The sequence below is a fragment of the Pseudomonas sp. CGJS7 genome, assembly GCF_036961695.1.
Map to the genome: position 1 here is coordinate 166830 of NZ_JBAMDI010000003.1, position 20122 is coordinate 186951.

Here is a 20122-nt window from a genome sequence, read left to right on the forward strand (position 1 = left end):
ACATAGTTTGTTTCTGAAATCGGGCAAATCATGGATCGCCTCAACGCCATGCGTGTATTCGTCACCGTCATCGACCTGGGCAGCCAGTCGGCGGCGGCGGACTATCTGCAGTTATCGCGGCCGGTCGTGTCGCGCTACCTGGCAGAGTTGGAAGACTGGGTTGGCGCGCGGCTGATGCAGCGGACCACGCGCAAGCTCAGCCTCACGGCAGCCGGCCAGGAAACCCTGCCTCGCTGCCGGCAACTGCTGGAACTGGCCGGCGACCTGCAGGCTGCCGTGCAGCAGCCGGAAGACGCGCCAAGGGGGGCGCTGCGTATCAGCGTCAGTACCTCATTCGGCCAGGCACAGCTGGTGGATGCAGTGGCCGCCTATGTGCGGCGCTACCCTGACGTGAAGGTAGAACTGCAGATGCTCGACCGCACCGTCAACCTGGTGGACGAGCGCATCGACCTGGCCATTCGCACCAGCAATGACGTGGACCCCAGCCTCATCGCCCGGCGCCTGAGCGTGTGCCGCTCGGTCGTGTGCGCGGCACCGGCCTACCTGAATGAGCGAGGCACGCCGCAAAGGGTTGAGGAACTGAGCCTGCACAACTGCCTGACCCATGCCTATTTCGGACACAGCTTGTGGCATTTCGCGGTAGCCGGCCAGCAGGTCGCCGTCCCCGTATCGGGAAACATCAGTGCCAATGAGGTTATGACCCTGCAGAGGGCCGCGCTGGCTGGCGCAGGTATCGCCATGCTGCCAACCTTCCAGGCCGCAGACGCCATACGCCGGGGTGAACTGGTGCGTCTGCTGCCCGAGGCCAAACCGCGTGAACTGAACCTTAATGCGGTGTATACGTCGCGCAAACACATGCCGGCGACCTTGCGCAGCATGCTGGATTTCCTGGTACAGCGTTTCAAGGACGAGCCGGAGTGGGATCGGGATCTATACTAGTGGCGTACACCCCTATCGCTGTCACAGGAGGTGAGCACCATGGGCATCAAATCCAGAAGAGTCGCCCTTGTCATGGCCCTTACCGCAGTTACAGCGCTGTATGGCTCGGCCTGCTGGCGCGCCGAACTGCAACGCAGCCAGCCAAGCGTCGCCAATAGCTGCGAGCAGGCACATTGCGTGCCTCACAGTGCAACCTTGAGCGCCGTCCGTTGAATGGACGGCGCCCTGCCGATCACTCTTCGACGCTCATGTATTCCTTGGCCCAGCGAATGTAGTCTTCTGGCTGGGTATAGGTGTGCGAGAGTTCGGTGGCACTGAGGTTTTCCGACTTGTTCTGCCGACCACGCTGCAGCCGCAGGCAGTCGTAAGTGGCCTTGATCGCGGCAAAGTAAGCCGCATGGCCATCGACCACGATGCGCACGCCCAGACGCGCCAGGCGCTCGTCATCGCGCAGGTTCGGGTTGCCATAGGTGACCAGCATCAGCGGCACGGTCAGATGCTCGGCAATCTGCTCGAGCTGCTCGAAGTCCTTGACCCCGACCATGCAGATGCCATCAGCGCCCGCCTTCTGGTAGCTCTGGGTACGCACGATGATTTCTTCGGTGCTGATTACGCCCGCGTTGGTACGGGCAATGATCGACAGGGACGAATCGACCCGTGCCTCCAGCGCCGCGCGGATCTTGCCAACCCCCTCCTCGACCGGGATCAGATCGGTGGACTTGCGCCCGAACTGGGCAGGCAGCAGGGTGTCCTCGATGGTCAGTGCGGCCACACCGGCGCGCTCCAGTTCGATCACCGTGCGCATCACGTTCAGTGCGTTGCCATAGCCGTGGTCGGCGTCGGCCAGTACCGGCAGTTGCGCGACCCGACCAATGCGGGTGGCCTGCTCGACGAACTCGCTGAGGGTGATCAGAGCGAAGTCCGGAGCAGCCAGTACCTGCAACGAAGCGACCGAACCGCCGAGGATACCGACTTCGAAGCCCAGGTCTGCGGCAATGCGTGCCGACATCGGGTCGAACACCGAGGCAGTGTGGAAACAGGAACCTGAAGCGAGCAGCTCGCGGAAGGCAAAACGCAGATCTTGGTGGGAAGCCTTGGGCATGATCACTCCGCAAAAAAGTTGAAATTTGAACGGTAACTACCGACCCCTGTAATCGGGTCTACCTGACCTGTTCCAACCGTCGCCATCTGGGCGGTCATGCTCGACATGCAGGCAGAGGAATAAAAGGTGTGGGAGACAGCGGACTGAAAAACCTGCGGCAATATGCTGCACCAACCTGGTGCAACCCCCGGATTTCAGCCTCTGTGGCATACCAACGATATCACGCAGCCATGCAGCACTGGATGAATGCGCCAATGCCGATCTTGCATAGGGGATGCAGATAGTACATAGGAAGCTACCTAACTCAGGTTACAATCCGAGGGCTTCTGTGAGAGCAGGCTTGCCCGCGAAGGGGCCGCCATAGACAAAACAAGGTATTCCCGTGACCGCCGCCCTGCCCCCCACCGCCCTGCGCAACGTGCTCACCGCCCTGATGCTGGCCATCTTCCTCGGCGCACTGGACCAGACCATCGTCGCCGTCTCGCTGCCGGCCATCTCGGCGCAGTTCAGCGATGTCGGCCTGCTGGCCTGGGTCATCTCCGGTTATATGGTGGCCATGACCGTGGCCGTGCCGATCTACGGCAAACTGGGCGACCTTTACGGCCGGCGCCGGATGATCCTCACCGGCATCAGCCTGTTCACCCTGGCCTCCATTGCCTGCGCCATGGCCCAGGACATGCCGCAACTGGTGCTGGCCCGGGTACTGCAGGGTATCGGCGCAGGCGGGATGGTCTCGGTGAGCCAGGCAATCATTGGCGACTTCGTGCCCCCGCGCGAACGCGGCCGCTACCAGGGCTACTTCAGCAGCATGTACGCCGCGGCCAGCGTGGCCGGGCCAGTGCTGGGCGGCTGGTTGACCGAGTACCTGTCGTGGCGCTGGGTGTTCTGGATCAACCTGCCGCTGGGGCTGGTCGCCTTGTGGGCCATTCGCCGTGCGCTCGCTGACATGCCAGTGCAGCGTCGTGAGGCACAGGTGGACTACCTTGGCGCCATGCTGTTGATTCTCGGCCTTGGCAGCCTGCTCCTGGGCATCACCTTGGTGGGCCAGGGCCACGCCTGGGCCGACCCGGCCGTGCTGGCGCTGTTCGGCTGCGCCCTGCTGGGCCTGGCGCTATTCATCGCCCACGAACGCCGCTGCCCGGAGCCGCTGCTGCCGCTCAGCCTGTTCGGCAACCGTGTGGCAGTGCTGTGCTGGGCGGTGATCTTCTTCGCCAGCTTCCAGTCCATTTCGCTGACCATGCTCATGCCCCTGCGTTACCAGGGCATTACCGGCGCCGGTGCCGACAGCGCCGCCCTGCATCTGCTGCCGCTGGCCATGGGGCTGCCCATGGGCGCCTTCACAGGTGGCCGCATGACCAGCCGGACCGGGCGCTACAAGCCACAGATCCTGGCCGGTGCACTGCTGATGCCAGTGGCCATTTTCGCGATGGCACTGACCCCGCCGCAATCAGCGTTGCTCAGTGCGCTGTTCATGCTGCTGACCGGTATAGCCTGCGGGCTGCAATTCCCGACCTCCCTGGTGGGTACACAAAGCGCGGTGGCCAGCAAAGACATCGGCGTGGCCACCAGCACCACCAACCTGTTCCGTTCGCTGGGCGGAGCCATGGGCGTGGCATGCATGTCCAGCTTGTTGCTGGCACTGCTGCATCAGGGTGGTTTCGAACTGTCGGGTAATCCGTTGCTGGGGAGCTTGAAGGCCGCAGAGGTGGACCCGGTGACTCAGGGACGGTTGCTGGAAACGTTCCGGCAGCTGCTGATGGGGAGTGCGGTCGTCGCGGTGCTGGGACTGCTTGCGGCATTGGCCTTGCCCGACCGGCAATTGCGCGGCCGCTGAAGGCTACGCACTCGCTGCAAGAGCCGCCTTGTGCTGCGAACAGCCGCAGGGCGGACATGCCCTTAATACCCCCTTAACACAAAGGGGAAACACTCCCTCACAATCCTTAACAAAGTGTCATTTGCGCAGAGCCGGGCTCAAGCGCAGCATATCCAGCCCGGTGTCGACCCATTTTTCGACATCGCCCAGCAGATCGACACTGTCAGGCAGCAATAGCCAGCGCCCGATCAGGCCATCGACATAGGCAAACATGGCCACCGCCGCGCGCTCGACATCCAGCTCGCCAGGCAACTGGCCCCGGCGTACGGCATTGGCCAGCGCCAGGGTGATGCCCTTGTGGCAATCCAGCACCGCACTCTGGCGCTGCTGGCGAATTTCACACATGTCATCGGTGAACTCGCACTTGTGATGCAGGATTTCATTGATACGACGGGTTCGGGCATCGAGCACCAGCTCGTTGAACACTTGCAACAGCAGCTTGCGCATGCAGCCAAGCGGGTCGAGTTCATCCTCGCTTTCGCTCGCGCGCGCCAAATGGTCATGGGTCTCGCGCAGGCTGTCGAGCAACGCCTGCACCAGCTCGGCCTTGTTGTTGAAGTGCCAGTAGATCGCCCCCCGCGTCACACCCGCCAGTTCGGCGATGTCGGCCAGGGTGGTTCGCGCGACCCCGCGCTTGTAGAAGGCCCTTTCCGCCGCCTCGATGATCTGGGCGCGGGTTTCCTGGGCTTCTTCTTTGGTTCTACGGACCATGGCAGCACAACCTCATCTGGCCCGAACGCGCAGCGCGTGCGGGGACGCTCCGGGGGCACCTCTGCCGGGGCCTCTCGGATGAGCTAATCAAACGCTGCGGCTGTACCTGAGTACAACCCAGCAGTATTTACAAACAACCATGAATGTAAGTATATTCCTTAGCAAGCTATTTATCCACCGGATAGCATTTTTTCCAGATCAAGATCTCTTCCATTACTCTTGAGCGTCTCCCTGCTCCAGCGACCCGAGGATCCTCATGCAATTCAAGCCAGCCGTTACCGCTCTGGTTTCCGCCGTCGCCCTGGCAACCCTGCTCAGTGGCTGTAAGAAAGAAGAAGCAGCGCCCGCGGCGCAGGCTCCTCAGGTCGGCGTCGTGACCATCCAGCCGCAAGCCTTCACCCTCACCTCGGAATTGCCGGGGCGAACCAGTGCCTACCGCGTCGCCGAAGTGCGCCCGCAGGTCAACGGCATCATCCTCAAGCGCCTGTTCAAGGAAGGCAGTGAGGTCAAGGAAGGCCAGCAGTTGTATCAGATCGACCCTGCCGTGTACGAAGCCACCCTTGCCAATGCCAAGGCCAACCTGCTGGCTACACGCTCACTGGCCGAACGCTACAAGCAACTGATTGACGAGCAGGCCGTCTCCAAACAGGAATACGACGACGCCAATGCCAAACGATTGCAGGCCGAGGCTTCGCTCAAGAGCGCACAGATCGACCTGCGCTACACCAAGGTTCTGGCGCCGATCAGCGGCCGTATCGGTCGCTCTTCGTTCACCGAAGGTGCACTGGTGAGCAACGGTCAGACCGACGCCATGGCCACCATCCAGCAGCTCGATCCTATTTATGTCGACGTTACCCAGTCCACCGCCGAGCTGCTCAAGCTGCGCCGTGACCTGGAAAGCGGCCAGTTGCAGAAGGCCGGCAAAAACGCCGCCTCGGTTCAGCTGGTGCTGGAAGACGGCAGCCTGTTCAAGCAGGAAGGCCGCCTGGAATTCTCCGAAGTCGCGGTCGACGAGACCACCGGCTCGGTAACCCTGCGCGCCCTGTTCCCCAACCCCGATCACACCCTGCTGCCAGGCATGTTCGTGCATGCGCGGCTCAAGGCCGGGGTCAACACCAACGCCATCCTGGCACCGCAACAAGGCGTGACCCGCGACCTCAAGGGCGCACCCACCGCCCTGGTGGTCAACCAGGAGAACAAGGTCGAACTGCGCCAGCTCAAGGCCAGCCGCACCTTGGGTAGCGACTGGCTGATCGAGGAAGGCCTCAACCCGGGTGACCGCCTGATCACCGAAGGGCTGCAGTACGTGCGCCCAGGCGTCGAGGTGAAGGTCAGCGATGCCACCAACGTCAAGAAGCCGGCCGGCCCTGATCAGGCCAACGCGGCGAAAGCAGACGCCAAAGCGGAGTAAACCATGTCGAAGTTCTTTATCGATCGCCCGATCTTCGCCTGGGTGATCGCCTTGGTGATCATGCTGGTCGGGGCCTTGTCCATCCTGAAGCTGCCGATCAACCAGTACCCCAGTATCGCGCCGCCGGCCATCGCCATCGCCGTGACCTACCCGGGCGCCTCGGCGCAAACCGTGCAGGACACCGTGGTGCAGGTGATCGAGCAGCAGCTCAACGGTATCGACAACCTGCGTTATGTGTCGTCGGAAAGTAACTCCGACGGCAGCATGACCATTACCGCCACCTTCGAACAGGGCACCAACCCCGACACCGCGCAGGTACAGGTACAGAACAAGCTGAACCTGGCCACCCCGCTGCTGCCGCAGGAAGTGCAGCAGCAAGGTATCCGCGTCACCAAAGCAGTGAAGAACTTCCTGCTGGTGATTGGTCTGGTCTCCGAAGACGGCAGCATGACCAAGGACGACCTGGCCAACTACATCGTCTCGAACATGCAGGACCCGATCTCGCGTACCGCCGGTGTGGGTGACTTCCAGGTGTTCGGTGCGCAGTACGCCATGCGTATCTGGCTCGATCCGGCCAAGCTGAACAAGTTCCAGCTGACCCCGGTCGACGTCAAGACCGCTGTGGCCGCACAGAACGTGCAGGTGTCTTCCGGCCAGCTCGGCGGCCTGCCAGCCCTGCCGGGCACCCAGCTGAACGCCACCATCATCGGCAAGACCCGCCTGCAAACCGCCGAGCAGTTCGAGAGCATTCTGCTCAAGGTCAACAAAGACGGTTCACAGGTGCGCCTGGGTGACGTCGCCCAAGTGGGCCTGGGGGGTGAAAACTACGCCGTCAGCGCCCAGTTCAACGGCAAGCCGGCTTCCGGCCTGGCGGTAAAACTGGCAACCGGCGCCAACGCCCTGGACACCGCCAAGGCACTGCGCGAGACCATCAAAGGCCTGGAACCGTTCTTCCCGCCGGGGGTCAAGGCGGTATTCCCGTATGACACCACCCCAGTGGTCACCGAATCGATCAGCGGCGTGATCCACACCCTGATCGAAGCCGTGGTGCTGGTGTTCCTGGTGATGTACCTGTTCCTGCAGAACTTCCGCGCCACCATCATCACCACCATGACCGTACCGGTGGTATTGCTGGGTACCTTCGGCATCCTTGCCGCCGCGGGCTTCAGCATCAACACCCTGACCATGTTCGCCATGGTTCTGGCCATCGGCTTGCTGGTGGACGACGCCATCGTCGTGGTGGAGAACGTCGAGCGGGTCATGTCCGAGGAAGGCTTGCCGCCCAAGGAAGCGACCAAACGCTCGATGGAACAGATCCAGGGCGCCCTGGTGGGTATCGCCCTGGTGCTCTCGGCCGTACTGCTGCCCATGGCGTTCTTTGGCGGCTCCACGGGTGTGATCTACCGGCAGTTCTCCATCACCATCGTCTCGGCCATGGGCCTGTCGGTGCTGGTTGCGCTTATCTTCACCCCGGCGCTCTGCGCAACCATGCTCAAACCGCTGAAGAAGGGCGAGCACCACACCGCCAAAGGCGGCTTCTTCGGCTGGTTCAACCGCAACTTCGACCGCAGCGTCAATGGCTACGAGCGCAGTGTAGGCACCATCCTGCGCAACAAGGTGCCATTCCTGCTGGCCTATGCGCTGATCGTGGTAGGCATGATCTGGCTGTTCGCCCGCATCCCTACCGCGTTCCTGCCGGAAGAAGACCAGGGCGTACTGTTCGCTCAGGTGCAGACCCCGGCCGGCTCCAGTGCCGAACGCACGCAGGTCGTGGTCGACCAGATGCGTGAATACCTGCTCAAGGACGAAGCCGATACCGTATCGTCGGTGTTCACCGTCAACGGCTTCAACTTCGCAGGCCGCGGCCAGAGCTCGGGCATGGCCTTCATCATGCTCAAACCCTGGGATGAACGCTCGAAGGAGAACAGCGTGTTCGCCCTGGCCCAGCGCGCCCAGCAGCACTTCTTCACCTTCCGTGATGCGATGGTGTTCGCCTTCGCCCCGCCAGCGGTGCTTGAACTGGGTAACGCCACCGGCTTCGACGTGTTCCTTCAGGACCGCGGCGGTGTCGGCCACGCGAAGTTGATGGAGGCGCGCAACCAGTTCCTGGCCAAAGCTGCGCAGAGCAAGATCCTCAGCGCCGTGCGCCCGAACGGCCTGAACGATGAACCGCAGTACCAGCTGACCATTGATGACGAACGTGCCAGCGCCCTGGGCGTGACCATTGCCGACATCAACAACACCCTGTCGATTGCCTTGGGTGCCAGCTACGTCAACGACTTCATCGACCGTGGCCGGGTCAAGAAGGTGTACATCCAGGGCGAACCCAGCGCGCGGATGAGCCCGGAAGACCTGCAAAAATGGTACGTGCGCAACGGCGCAGGCGAGATGGTGCCGTTCTCCTCCTTCGCCAAAGGCGAATGGACCTACGGTTCGCCGAAGCTGTCGCGTTACAACGGTGTCGAAGCGATGGAAATCCTCGGTGCACCGGCGCCTGGCTACAGTACCGGTGAAGCCATGGCCGAGGTCGAGCGCATTGCAGGCGAGCTGCCAAGCGGTATCGGCTTCTCCTGGACCGGCATGTCCTACGAGGAAAAGCTCTCCGGCTCGCAGATGCCGGCGCTGTTCGCCCTCTCGGTGCTGTTCGTGTTCCTGTGCCTGGCGGCCCTGTACGAAAGCTGGTCGATCCCGATCGCTGTGGTGCTGGTAGTACCGCTGGGTATCATCGGTGCGCTGATCGCCACCAGCCTGCGCGGCCTGTCCAACGACGTGTACTTCCTGGTTGGCCTGTTGACCACCATCGGTCTTGCGGCGAAAAACGCCATTCTGATCGTGGAATTCGCCAAGGAGCTGCACGAACAAGGCCGCAGCTTGTACGACGCAGCGATCGAGGCGTGCCGCATGCGTCTGCGCCCCATCATCATGACCTCGCTGGCGTTCATCCTGGGCGTGGTACCGTTGACCATCGCCAGCGGCGCCGGCGCCGGCAGCCAGCACGCCATCGGTACTGGCGTGATCGGCGGCATGATCAGTGCGACCGTGCTGGCTATCTTCTGGGTACCACTGTTCTTCGTCGCAGTGTCGTCGCTGTTCGGCAGCAAAGAGCCGGAAAAAGACGTCACCCCTGAAAATCCACGTTATGAGGCTGGGCAATGACCAAGTCTTTGTTGTCCCTGGCGGTAACCGCTTTCATTCTTGGCGGCTGCTCGCTGATCCCTGACTACCAGACCCCGGAGGCGCCGGTGGCTGCGCAGTGGCCGCAAGGCCCTGCTTACTCGCCGACGCAATCGGCGGATGTTGCCGCTGCTGAACAGGGCTGGCGCCAGTTCTTCCACGACCCGGCGCTGCAACAGCTGATCCAGACCTCGCTGGTCAATAACCGCGACCTACGGGTCGCGGCGTTGAACCTCGACGCCTACCGTGCGCAATACCGCATTCAGCGCGCCGACCTGTTCCCGGCGGTTTCGGCCACCGGCAGCGGCAGCCGCCAGCGTGTCCCGGCGAACATGTCGCAAACGGGCGAATCTGGCATCACCAGCCAGTACTCGGCCACCTTGGGCGTCAGCGCCTACGAGCTGGACCTGTTCGGCCGCGTGCGCAGCCTGACCGAGCAGGCCCTGGAAACCTACCTCTCCAGCGAGCAGGCGCGTCGTTCCACGCAAATCGCCCTGGTAGCCAGCGTGGCCAACGCCTACTACACCTGGCAGGCCGACCAGGCCCTGTTCAAGCTGACCGAAGAAACGCTGAAGACCTACGAGGAAAGCTACAACCTCACCCGTCGCAGCAACGAGGTCGGCGTGGCCTCGGCCCTGGACGTCAGCCAGGCGCGTACCGCCGTGGAAGGCGCCAGGGTCAAGTACTCGCAGTACCAGCGCCTGGTCGCCCAGGACGTCAACAGCCTGACCGTGCTGCTGGGCACCGGCATTCCTGCCGACCTGGCCAAGCCGCTGGAGCTTGATGCCGACCAACTGGCCGAAGTACCGGCCGGCCTGCCATCGGATATCCTTCAGCGTCGCCCGGACATTCAGGAAGCCGAGCACCTGCTCAAGGCTGCCAACGCCAACATTGGTGCAGCCCGCGCAGCGTTCTTCCCGAGCATCAGCCTGACCGCGAACGCTGGTAGCCTGAGCCCCGACATGGGCCACCTGTTCTCGGGCGGCCAGGGCACCTGGCTGTTCCAGCCGCAGATCAACCTGCCGATCTTCAACGCCGGTAGCCTGAAAGCCAGCCTGGACTACTCGAAAATCCAGAAGGACATCAACGTCGCCAAGTACGAAAAAACCATCCAGACGGCCTTCCAGGAAGTCTCCGATGGCCTGGCGGCACGCAAGACCTTTGAAGAGCAGTTGCAGGCCCAGCGCGACCTGGTGCAGGCGAACCAGGACTACTACCGCTTGGCCGAACGCCGTTACCGCATCGGGATTGACAGCAACCTGACCTTCCTCGATGCCCAACGCAACCTGTTCAGTGCCCAGCAAGCGCTGATCGGAGACCGCCTGTCGCAGCTGACCAGCGAGGTCAACCTGTACAAGGCGCTTGGCGGTGGCTGGTACGAGCAGACCGGGCAGGCCAACCAGCAGGCATCGGTGGAAACACCGAAAGGCTGATCGGCCTTGTTACAGCACAAGCCCACCCTTAGCGGTGGGCTTTGCTTTTTTAGTGCCTGTGCCGGCCAGTATCCCTGGTGATTCACCGTCGCAGCCACCACCGTATTCGCGGGTGAACCCGCTCCTACGCGGATCGTGTGGTGGACACATATCGGTGGTTGGGCGCAAGCCGTTGTAGGAGCGGGTTCACCCGCGAAGAGGCCGCCCCAGGAGAGTTATTAACCAACCGGAACATTCCGTTCGATTATCGCCCCGTTCCGTTTGCGGCGAATTGCCTCACCCCCGCACTACCCCGCACCATCCCCACCACGCAACGTTACCCAAGTTCATCAAAAACACCCGCACCTGCAGGCCCGATCCTGCAGTGCACCGGCTCGACCATAAAAACAAGAGATCCACGACAGATGAGCATTTCGCTACCCGCACGTCAGCTGCTGCCTGGCCTGTTGGCCATGTCCTGCGCCCTCCCCGCATTCGCCGCCAACGAAGGTGGTTTCATCGAGGACGCCAAGGCCACCCTCAACCTGCGCAACTTCTACATCAACCGTAACTTCGTCGACCCGGCCCACCCACAGGGCAAGGCCGAGGAATGGACACAAAGCTTCATCCTCGATGCCCGTTCCGGTTTCACCCAGGGCACGGTCGGTTTCGGCGTGGACGTACTGGGCCTGTACTCGGTCAAGCTCGACGGCGGCAAAGGCACCACCAACACCCACCTGCTGCCAGTGCATGACGACGGCCGCCCGGCCGATGACTTTGGCCGGCTGGGTGTGGCGCTGAAGGCCAAGCTGTCCGAAACCGAGCTGAAAGTCGGTGAATGGATGCCGGTACTGCCAATCCTGCGTTCGGACGATGGCCGCTCACTGCCGCAAACCTTCCGCGGTGGCCAGCTGACCTCCAGGGAAATCGCCGGCCTGACCCTGTACGCCGGCCAGTTCCGCGGCAACAGCCCGCGCAACGATGCCAGCATGGAAGACATGTCGCTCAACGGCAAAGCCGCCTTCACCTCCGACCGTTTCAACTTCGGCGGCGGTGAGTACACCTTCAACGACAAGCGCACCATGATCGGCCTGTGGGATGCCCAGCTCAAGGACATCTACCGCCAGCAATACCTCAACCTGACGCACAGCCAGCCGCTGGGCGACTGGACGCTGGGCGCCAACCTGGGCTACTTCATCGGCAAGGAAGATGGCGCCGAACGGGCCGGCAAGCTGGACAACCGCACCGCCTCCGCCTTGCTTTCGGCGCGCTACCAAGGCCACACCTTTTACGTTGGCCTGCAGAAGGTCAGCGGCGACGATGCCTGGATGCGGGTCAATGGCACCAGTGGCGGTACCCTGGCCAACGACAGCTACAATTCAAGCTTCGACAATGCCAAGGAGCGTTCCTGGCAGGTTCGCCATGACTTCAACTTCGCCACCGTCGGCGTACCCGGGCTGACCCTGATGAACCGCTATATCAAGGGTGACAACGTCACCGTGGGCAGCGTGGACGATGGCAAGGAATGGGCGCGGGAAACAGAGCTGGCCTATGTGGTGCAGTCGGGCAGCTTCAAGGACCTGTCGCTGAAATGGCGCAACTCGACCATGCGTCGCGACTTCAGCACCAACGCGTTCGATGAGAACCGCTTGATTGTGAGTTATCCGCTGAATCTTCTGTGACTCAATTGGCCTCTTCGCGAATAACCCCGCGAAGAGGCCAGACGCCCTCCCTTTTGAAAGCATCATTGGCAACAGCGTGATGAAAACCCTGCCATGAATTGCCCAGTGCGAGCTGCCGCCATTCGCTGAGCTGATGATGGTGGTGACTGCAGGCTATCCTGATCACTATCCGCTACAGGTGAAACAAAGCTGAACAGGGAGGCACAACAATGAAAACCCTCGTCGACCACCTGAGCCAATACGCCAACTACCACCGCGATCCACGCAACATCGCCACCCACTTCGTCGGCATCCCCATGATCGTGCTGGCAGTCACCATCCTGCTTTCACGCCCAGGCTGGGAGATAGCTGGCATGTGGCTGTCCCCTGCCCTGCTGGCAGCGGCGGCGTCTGTGTGGTTCTACTTGCGCCTGGACCTGCGCTTCGGGCTGGTGATGGGGCTGTTGCTGGGCCTGTGCCTGTGGGTCGGTGAGGCGCTGGCAGTGCAGTCGACAACGCTATGGCTCGGCGCCGGGCTGGGGACGTTCGTGGTGGGCTGGATCATCCAGTTCATCGGCCATTACTACGAAGGCCGCAAACCGGCATTTGTCGACGACGTGAGCGGCCTGATCATCGGGCCACTGTTCGTGGTGGCGGAAGCTGCGTTCATGCTGGGCCTGTGCCCGACCCTGAAGCGCGCCGTGGAAGCCAACGCCGGCCCGATTGCCATGCGGCAAAAAAAGGCATCGGTGTAAAGGCCATTCGCGGGCAAGCGCCCTGTTGCAGGGGCCTGCCCGTGATCACGGTTTACTGGCGAGACTCTACGCCAAGTTCATCCCACACCGACTCAGCCAGGTGGAACGTGGCATTGGCCGCCGGAATGCCGCAGTAGATCGCGCTCTGCATCAGCACTTCCTTGATCTCGTCGCGGGTCACGCCATTGTTGGCCGCCGCACGCAGGTGCAGCTTCAGCTCGTCGTTGCGGTTCATGCCGATCAGCATGGCGATGGTGATCAGGCTGCGGGTATGGCGCGGCAGCCCCGGGCGGGTCCAGATGTCACCCCAGGCGTGGCGGGTGATCATTTCCTGGAACTCGCCATTGAAGTCGTTGAGCTTCTCCAGGCTGCGGTCCACGTGGGCATCACCCAGCACTGCGCGGCGCACTTGCATGCCAGCGTCGTAACGTTGTTTCTCGTCCATGGTGTTGTCCTCAGTGAGCCAGCAGGAAATCGAGCACGCGGCGGCTGAAGGCCTCGCCAATCTCGACGTTGGACAGGTGCGCCGCCGGGAAGTCGACGTACTCGGCACCTTGGATACCGGCCTGCATGAAGCGGCCATGCTCAGGGGTGGTAACCACGTCTTCCGTACCGGCAACGATCAGCGCGGGCACCTGGATGCGGCCCAGTTGCTCACGATAATCAGCGTCACGTACCGCTGCACAGTTGCCTGCGTAGCCTTGCGGGCTGGTTTGCGCCAGCATCTGGCAGATACGCTGGGCCTGCTCCGCCTGTGCCTGGGCAAAGCCCGGGGTGAACCAGCGGGCGATGGAGGCATCGCGCAGGTCGACCATGGCCTGCTGGCCGCCTTTGAGTACCGTGTCGATACGGGTGTTCCACACCTCGTCATTGGCGATCTTGGCGGCCGTGTTGCACAGGGTCAGGCTGTGCAGGCGCTCACCTGCATGGATACCCAGCCACTGGCCGATCAGGCCGCCCATCGACAGGCCGACGAAGTGAGCCTTCTGAATGTCCAGGCCATCGAGCAGGGCCAGCACGTCGCGGCCCAGCTGTTCGATGCTGTAAGGGCCTTCAGTGACCAGCGATGCGCCGTGACCACGGGTGTCATAGCGCAGCACCCGGAAGTGCTGGCTCCAGAGCGGAATCTGGGTGTCCCACATGCCCAGGTCGGTACCCAGCGAGTTGGACAGGACCAGCACCGGGGCGTCATCCGGGCCATCGATCTGGTAATTCAAAACGCCATCGGCCAGTTGCAAGTGCGCCACAGCGGTCTCCTTCAGGCAGTGAAACGTTGATGTTCGGACACGGCGCGCGCCACCCAGACGCGGGCCTGGCCCAGGTAATGGGCAGGGTCGAGCAGACGATCGAGTTCTTCGCCAGACAGCTCGGCGCTGACCTGTGGCTCGTCACCCAGCACGGCACGCAGGTGCCGCTGTTCGGCCACCGCGCGCTGGCAGCATTGTTCCAGCAGGTGGTGGGCACGGTCGCGACCCAGACGCTGGGCGAGGACGATGCTCACCGCTTCGGCCAACACCAGGCCTTGGGTCAGGTCGAGGTTACGGCGCATGCGCGCGGCATCCACCTCCATGCCCTCGGCAATCACTTGAGCCTGGCGCAGGGCGCCAGAGACCAGGCAGCAGATATCCGGCAGGGTTTCCCACTCGGCATGCCATAGGCCCAGGCTGCGCTCGTGCTCCTGAGGCATGGCTGCGAACAGCGTCGACAGCAAGCCCGGCACGCGGGTCGCGGCACCGATCAACACGGCGGCACCCACCGGGTTGCGCTTGTGTGGCATGGTCGAAGAACCACCCTTACCCGGCGCAGAAGGCTCAAACACCTCCCCCGCCTCGGTTTGCATCAGCAAGCTGATATCACGGCCGAACTTGCCCAGGCTGCCGGCAACCAGGCCCAGTACCGAGGCAAACTCCACCAGGCGGTCGCGCTGGGTGTGCCAGGGCTGCTCGGGCAGGGTCAGCTTGAGCTGTTCGGCCAACGCTTCGGCCACCGGCATCGCCTTGCTACCCAGGGCCGCCAGGCTACCCGAGGCACCGCCGAACTGCAGGACCAGCAGGCGCGGGCGCAGTTCCTGAAGGCGCTGACGGTGGCGGGTCAAAGCACCCAGTACACCGGCCAGTTTCATGCCCAGGGTCACCGGGGTGGCGTGCTGCAACCAGGTACGACCCACCAAGGGCGTATCGGCGTGCTTCAAGGCCTGCTGCGACAGGGTATCGGCCAGCTTGCCGAGGTCGGCCTCGATCAAATCGAGGGCATCGCGCAGCTGCAGAACCAGACCGGTATCCATCGCATCCTGGCTGGTGGCCCCAAGGTGCACATAGCGCTCAGCCTCAGGCACGCCGGTGGCGATCACCTTGCCCAACGCTTTCACCAGCGGAATGGCCGAGTTGCCCGCGGTGGCGATGGCATTGGCCAGCGCGCCAACGTCGTAGCGCTCGGCCTGGCATGCCGCCTCGATGGCCGCTACCGCGCTGTGCGGGACCAAACCGGCAGAGGCTTCGGCACGGGCAAGCGCGGCTTCGAAATCCAGCATGCCCTGCAGGCGGCCTCGGTCGGAGAAAATCTCGCGCATGGCCGGCGCGGTGAAATAGGCGTCGAACAGTTGGTTGCTCATGCAGCGTCCTTAATCATCATGGTGCAGGTACGCCGCCTGCTTCGGCAGGCGCAGGCTGAACAGGAAGGCAATCGCCATCATCGCCGTCACGTACCAGTAGAAAGTGTTTTCCATCCCCAGGGTTTTCAGGCCCAGGGCCACATACTCGGCCGAACCGCCGAATGCTGCGTTGGCCACCGCGTAGGCCAGGCCAACACCCAGTGCACGCACCTGCGGCGGGAACATCTCGGCCTTCACCAGACCACTGATCGAGGTGTAGAAACTCACGATACACAGGGCCAGGCTGATCAGCACGAAGGCCATGATCGGGCTGGTCACGGTTTTCAGCGCCATCAGCAGCGGCACGGTGCACAGGGTACCCAGGCCGCCGAACAGCAGCATCGAATTGCGCCGGCCGATACGGTCGGACAGCATGCCGAAGAACGGCTGCACCACCATGAACAGGAACAACGCCCCGGTCATTACGTAGCTGGCGTTCTTGGCGGTCATGCCCGCGGTGTTGACCAGGTACTTCTGCATATAGGTGGTGAAAGTATAGAAAATCAGCGAGCCACCCGCGGTGTAGCCCAGTACCGTGATGAACGCCGCTGCGTGATTGCGGAACAAACCTCCGATCGAACCTGCATCCTTGTCATTGCGGGCTTCGGCGCTACTGGTCTCGTGCAGCGAACGGCGCAGCATCAGCGAGATCAGGGCGGCGATGGCGCCCACCACGAAGGGAATGCGCCAGCCCCAGGCCCGCAGTTCATCTTCAGTCAGCAGCTGTTGCAGGATCACCACGACCAGGACCGCCAGCAACTGGCCGCCGATCAGGGTGACGTACTGGAACGAAGCAAAGAAGCCGCGCTGCCCACGCAGTGCTACTTCACTCATGTAGGTGGCCGTGGTGCCGTATTCGCCCCCTACCGACAGCCCCTGGATCAGGCGGGCCAGCAATAGCAGCGCCGGGGCCCAGGTGCCGATGCTGGCATAGGTGGGCAGGCAGGCGATCATCAGCGAGCCGAAGCACATCATCAGCACCGAGATCATCAGGGAATTCTTGCGACCATGGCGGTCGGCGAGGCGGCCGAAGATCCAGCCACCAATGGGGCGCATCAAAAAGCCCGCGGCGAATACACCTGCCGTGTTCAATAGCTGCACGGTGGGGTCGTCGGAGGGGAAGAAGGCCGGGGCGAAGTAGATCGCGCAGAAGGCGTAGACGTAGAAGTCGAACCATTCCACCAGGTTGCCTGATGAGGCACCGACAATAGCGAAGATGCGCTTGCTGCGTTCTTCGCCGGTGTAATAGGTTGAGGTCATGACGGGTTTACTCCTGGAGGGTCCTAGGTAGTTCTAGACATACCTAGTAACACACTCGTTCCGCTATCGGGCTGGCAATGGGCCTTATGTCTCACAGGAGAGGCCTCTTCGCGGGGAAGCCCGCTCCCACAGGTGATTGCGTGGATCCCTGTTGGAGCGGGCTTCCCCGCGAAGAGGCCGGTACAGGTCAAACCCGCTCGATGGCCAACGCCAGACCTTGGCCGACACCCACACACATGGTCGCCAGGCCCTTGCGACCGCCACTCTTCTCCAGCTGGTGCAACGCAGTCAGTACCAGGCGTGCACCGCTCATGCCCAGGGGGTGGCCCAGGGCAATGGCACCGCCATTAGGGTTTACCTGGGGCGCATCGTCAGCCACACCCAGCTCACGCAGCACCGCCAGGCCTTGGCTGGCAAACGCTTCGTTAAGCTCGATCACGTCGAAATCACTTACCGCTATCCCCAGACGCTCGGTCAGTTTGCGCACCGCCGGCACCGGGCCAATGCCCATGACACGTGGCGCAACGCCGCCGCTGGCCATGCCCAGAACACGGGCACGCGGAGTCAGGCCGTGTTTCTTCACCGCTGCGGCCGAGGCCAGGATCATCGCCGCAGCACCGTCGTTCACGCCCGAGGCGTTGCCGGCGGTGACCGTCTTGTCCGGGCCGTTGACCGGCTTGAGCTTGGTCAGCGCCTCCAGCGTGGTTTCAGGGCGCAGGTGTTCGTCACGTTCGACGATGATTTCGCCCTTCTTGTGAGCGATACGCACCGGCACGATTTCTTCGGCAAAGAAGCCGGCAGCCTGTGCAGCGGCAGCCTTCTGCTGGCTGCGCAGGGCGAACGCGTCCTGGTCAGCACGCGAAACCTGATAGTCGTCGGCCACGTTGTCGGCGGTTTCCGGCATGGAATCCACACCGTACTGGCTCTTCATCAGCGGGTTGATGAAACGCCAGCCAATGGTGGTGTCTTCCAGCTTCATGTTGCGCGAATAGGCGCTTTCAGCCTTGCCCATGACGAATGGGGCGCGCGACATCGACTCGACGCCACCGGCAATCACCAGCTCCATCTCGCCGCTGGCGATGGCGCGGAACGCGGTGCCGACGGCATCCATGCCCGACGCGCACAGACGGTTCAGGGTGACGCCCGGGATGCTTTCCGGCAGGCCGGCCAGCAGCAGTGCCATGCGGGCCACGTTGCGGTTGTCTTCACCGGCCTGGTTGGCGCAGCCGAAGAACACTTCGTCTACCTGGTCCCACTGCACGCCAGGGTTGCGCTCGATCAGCGCCTTCAGCGGCACGGCTGCCAGGTCGTCGGCCCGCACGCTGGCCAGGGCGCCGCCGAAGCGGCCGATCGGGGTACGGATGGCATCACAGATGAATACGTCGTGCATCAGGCTTCTCCTGCCAGCTGGCCATGGTCAGCGGCGGTACGGGCGTCGAGGTCACGCATGGCGGACAGCTCGATTTGGGTGGGTTCGGAAATGGTCTGCGCGTGGCATTTGGAGGCTCCTGGTCAGGGTGCTTCGGTAAACCCAGATTAAGGAGACTGGTAGGTACCTTACAATCCGATAATCGACTATCTGTGCGATTAACGAACCATTTGTTGCGCAACTATCCACCCCACGCGCAGGGCAACTGTGCGCCCTGATTGCAGCACAACGCCGCCCCTGCGGGAGCGGCGTTGTGCTGTGAATGGGCCGCAACGCGGCCCTCGCCCTCAGGTTGCGTCGGCGTGGCTGACCAGCCCCTTGACGACCACTCCCACCGTCGCCAGCGCCGCCGGTACCAGCAACGCCGTCAGCACCTGCTCGAAGCTCCAGCCCAGGCCCAGCAGCGTTGCACCACTCCAGGCGCCGAGAATCGCACCAAAGCGGCCAATACCCAGCATCCACGATACGCCTGTGGCCCGGCCCTGGGTGGGATAGAAGCGCGCCGCCAGCGATGGCATTGCCGACTGCGCACCGTTCACGCACATACCCGCGACGAGCACCAGCGTGGCTAGCAGAGTGATGTTGCCCAGGCTCTGCCCCACTGCGTAGGCGAACACCCCGGCCAGCAGATAGAAAATGCCGATCACCTTGTGCGGATTGAAACGGTCCATGGCCCAACCCACGCCGACTGCACTTAGCACGCCGCCAAACTGGAACAGCGCGCCGATGAACGCGGCCTGTTCCATGCTCGCGCCGCTGTCACGCATCAGGGTTGGCAGCCAGCTGGTCAGGAGGTAGACGATCACCAGGCCCATGAAATAGGTCAGCCACAGCAACACGGTGCCCAAGCCATAGGTGCCAGAGAAGATCACCGCGAACACGTTGCGTGCAGCCACCGCCTTTTGCTCCGGCACGCTGAAACTGCCTGCCTCAGCCACCACTTGCGGCGCGATTGGCGACAAGGTCTTGCGCACCTTGTCGGTACCGCGGTTGCGCACCACCAGGAACCGCGCCGACTCCGGCAGCCAGACCATCAGCACCAGCGCCAGCAGCAACGGCAGCACGCCACCGATGACCAGCAGGCTGTGCCAGCCGTAGGCCGGGATCATCTTGGCGGAAATGAAGCCACCACCCGCCATGCCCAGGTTGAAGCCACAGAACATGCTGGTCACCAGCAGCGACTTGAGGCGCTCCGGGGTGTATTCGGACAACAGCGTGGTAGCGTTGGGCATGCCTGCACCCAGGCCCAGGCCCGTCAGGAAGCGCAGTACCAGCAACTGGTCGACGTTGGTGGCATAGGCCGAGGCCAGGCTGAAGCCACCGAACACCAGCACCGCCCCCACCAGCACGCCTTTGCGGCCGAAACGGTCAGCCAGCGGCCCGGAGCCCAGGGCGCCGAACACCATGCCGATCAACGCGGCACTCATGACCGGCCCAAGGCTGGCGCGGTCGATCCCCCACTCTTGCGACAGTGCCGGGGCGATGAACCCCATGGCAGCGGTGTCCAGGCCGTCGAGGAAGACGATCAGGAAGCACAGCAGCACGACCCGCCACTGATAGCGGGACAGCGGCTGCTGATTGATGAATGACTGAACGTCGAGGCTTTTGCCGACGTTGGTTTGCGCTTGGTTCATTATTGTTATCCAGAATGTGGGGCACAGTCAGGCCATTGCACGCGGGCATCCGGTACAAGGGCGATGATTGGGGTATATGGCCTGGGTCAGCCTGGATATAACGATACTGCA

15 protein-coding genes and 1 pseudogene are annotated in these 20122 nt (G+C 62.8%); 7 read left to right on the forward strand and 9 right to left on the reverse strand.

Features of this window, described 5'->3' with window-relative positions; all coding sequences use genetic code 11:
* Positions 1–30 precede the first annotated feature (30 nt).
* Positions 31–939: a LysR family transcriptional regulator gene (locus V7787_RS03840; protein WP_198747816.1), complete on the forward strand. Its 909-nt coding sequence runs from the start codon at positions 31–33 to the stop codon at positions 937–939.
* A 232-nt stretch (positions 940–1171) separates the two neighbouring features.
* Here the strand turns inward: V7787_RS03840 and V7787_RS03845 are convergent, their stop codons facing one another.
* Positions 1172–2041, reverse strand: coding sequence for an isocitrate lyase/PEP mutase family protein (locus V7787_RS03845; protein WP_020190257.1), 870 nt, complete (start codon positions 2039–2041; stop codon positions 1172–1174).
* Between the two features lie 382 nt (positions 2042–2423).
* On the opposite strand from V7787_RS03845, the gene V7787_RS03850 reads away from it, so the two are divergent.
* On the forward strand, positions 2424–3875 hold the full coding sequence (locus V7787_RS03850; RefSeq protein WP_064491134.1) for an MDR family MFS transporter: 1452 nt from the start codon (positions 2424–2426) through the stop codon (positions 3873–3875).
* Between the two features lie 117 nt (positions 3876–3992).
* Here the strand turns inward: V7787_RS03850 and ttgR are convergent, their stop codons facing one another.
* A complete protein-coding gene (gene ttgR, locus V7787_RS03855; RefSeq protein WP_012053630.1) occupies positions 3993–4625 on the reverse strand; it encodes an efflux transport transcriptional regulator TtgR in 633 nt (210 codons plus the stop codon).
* A 256-nt stretch (positions 4626–4881) separates the two neighbouring features.
* Here ttgR and ttgA point away from each other — a divergent pair, with 256 nt between their 5' ends.
* The 5 genes from ttgA (at position 4882) to V7787_RS03880 (ending at position 13038) form a co-directional block, all read left to right on the forward strand.
* Complete coding sequence (gene ttgA, locus V7787_RS03860) at positions 4882–6036, forward strand: toluene efflux RND transporter periplasmic adaptor subunit TtgA (RefSeq protein WP_064491135.1); 1155 nt, start codon at positions 4882–4884, stop codon at positions 6034–6036.
* Between the two features lie 3 nt (positions 6037–6039).
* Positions 6040–9192 carry a multidrug efflux RND transporter permease subunit TtgB gene (gene ttgB / locus V7787_RS03865; protein ID WP_014754360.1) on the forward strand — a complete coding sequence of 1051 codons (3153 nt, stop codon included), beginning with the start codon at positions 6040–6042 and terminating at the stop codon, positions 9190–9192.
* Positions 9189–10643, forward strand: coding sequence for an AdeC/AdeK/OprM family multidrug efflux complex outer membrane factor (locus V7787_RS03870; protein ID WP_010952492.1), 1455 nt, complete (start codon positions 9189–9191; stop codon positions 10641–10643). Before ttgB ends, V7787_RS03870 begins: the two co-directional genes overlap by 4 nt.
* A 404-nt stretch (positions 10644–11047) precedes the next feature.
* Positions 11048–12304: an OprD family porin gene (locus tag V7787_RS03875; RefSeq protein WP_064491136.1), complete on the forward strand. Its 1257-nt coding sequence runs from the start codon at positions 11048–11050 to the stop codon at positions 12302–12304.
* Positions 12305–12513: 209 nt separating this feature from the next.
* Positions 12514–13038, forward strand: a complete 525-nt coding sequence (locus V7787_RS03880) for an Mpo1 family 2-hydroxy fatty acid dioxygenase (RefSeq protein WP_064491137.1) — start codon at positions 12514–12516, stop codon at positions 13036–13038.
* A 52-nt stretch (positions 13039–13090) separates the two neighbouring features.
* Here the strand turns inward: V7787_RS03880 and pcaC are convergent, their stop codons facing one another.
* From pcaC to V7787_RS03915, 7 genes and pseudogenes are all read right to left on the reverse strand, one after another.
* A complete protein-coding gene (pcaC, locus tag V7787_RS03885; RefSeq protein WP_010952489.1) occupies positions 13091–13483 on the reverse strand; it encodes a 4-carboxymuconolactone decarboxylase in 393 nt (130 codons plus the stop codon).
* Positions 13484–13493: 10 nt separating this feature from the next.
* Positions 13494–14285, reverse strand: coding sequence for a 3-oxoadipate enol-lactonase (gene pcaD / locus V7787_RS03890; RefSeq protein WP_014754363.1), 792 nt, complete (start codon positions 14283–14285; stop codon positions 13494–13496).
* An 11-nt stretch (positions 14286–14296) separates the two neighbouring features.
* Positions 14297–15649, reverse strand: a complete 1353-nt coding sequence (locus tag V7787_RS03895) for a 3-carboxy-cis,cis-muconate cycloisomerase (protein WP_010952487.1) — start codon at positions 15647–15649, stop codon at positions 14297–14299.
* 9 nt (positions 15650–15658) lie between these two features.
* The gene (locus V7787_RS03900) at positions 15659–16948 is read right to left on the reverse strand and encodes an MFS family transporter (RefSeq protein ID WP_010952486.1); all 1290 of its coding nucleotides are present in this window, start codon (positions 16946–16948) and stop codon (positions 15659–15661) included.
* 187 nt (positions 16949–17135) lie between these two features.
* On the reverse strand, positions 17136–18341 hold the full coding sequence (pcaF, locus tag V7787_RS03905; RefSeq protein WP_172835047.1) for a 3-oxoadipyl-CoA thiolase: 1206 nt from the start codon (positions 18339–18341) through the stop codon (positions 17136–17138).
* Positions 18338–18433: pseudogene (locus tag V7787_RS03910) on the reverse strand (CoA-transferase subunit beta); the annotation flags it as partial. The gene pcaF and the pseudogene V7787_RS03910, both read right to left, overlap by 4 nt.
* A 231-nt stretch (positions 18434–18664) precedes the next feature.
* A complete protein-coding gene (locus V7787_RS03915; protein WP_020192010.1) occupies positions 18665–20011 on the reverse strand; it encodes an MFS transporter in 1347 nt (448 codons plus the stop codon).
* Between the last annotated feature and the right edge of the window lie 111 nt (positions 20012–20122).

Excerpts from the sequence above, each read along its gene's own strand:
- V7787_RS03840 (WP_198747816.1), top strand. The coding sequence starts at position 31 with ATGGATCGCCTCAACGCCATGCGTGTATTCGTCACCGTCATCGACCTG.
- V7787_RS03900 (WP_010952486.1), bottom strand. The coding sequence starts at position 16,948 with ATGACCTCAACCTATTACACCGGCGAAGAACGCAGCAAGCGCATCTTC.
- ttgB (WP_014754360.1), top strand. The coding sequence starts at position 6,040 with ATGTCGAAGTTCTTTATCGATCGCCCGATCTTCGCCTGGGTGATCGCC.
- V7787_RS03870 (WP_010952492.1), top strand. The coding sequence starts at position 9,189 with ATGACCAAGTCTTTGTTGTCCCTGGCGGTAACCGCTTTCATTCTTGGC.
- V7787_RS03895 (WP_010952487.1), bottom strand. The coding sequence starts at position 15,649 with ATGAGCAACCAACTGTTCGACGCCTATTTCACCGCGCCGGCCATGCGC.
- V7787_RS03915 (WP_020192010.1), bottom strand. The coding sequence starts at position 20,011 with ATGAACCAAGCGCAAACCAACGTCGGCAAAAGCCTCGACGTTCAGTCA.
- V7787_RS03845 (WP_020190257.1), bottom strand. The coding sequence starts at position 2,041 with ATGCCCAAGGCTTCCCACCAAGATCTGCGTTTTGCCTTCCGCGAGCTG.
- V7787_RS03880 (WP_064491137.1), top strand. The coding sequence starts at position 12,514 with ATGAAAACCCTCGTCGACCACCTGAGCCAATACGCCAACTACCACCGC.
- ttgA (WP_064491135.1), top strand. The coding sequence starts at position 4,882 with ATGCAATTCAAGCCAGCCGTTACCGCTCTGGTTTCCGCCGTCGCCCTG.
- ttgR (WP_012053630.1), bottom strand. The coding sequence starts at position 4,625 with ATGGTCCGTAGAACCAAAGAAGAAGCCCAGGAAACCCGCGCCCAGATC.
- V7787_RS03875 (WP_064491136.1), top strand. The coding sequence starts at position 11,048 with ATGAGCATTTCGCTACCCGCACGTCAGCTGCTGCCTGGCCTGTTGGCC.
- pcaC (WP_010952489.1), bottom strand. The coding sequence starts at position 13,483 with ATGGACGAGAAACAACGTTACGACGCTGGCATGCAAGTGCGCCGCGCA.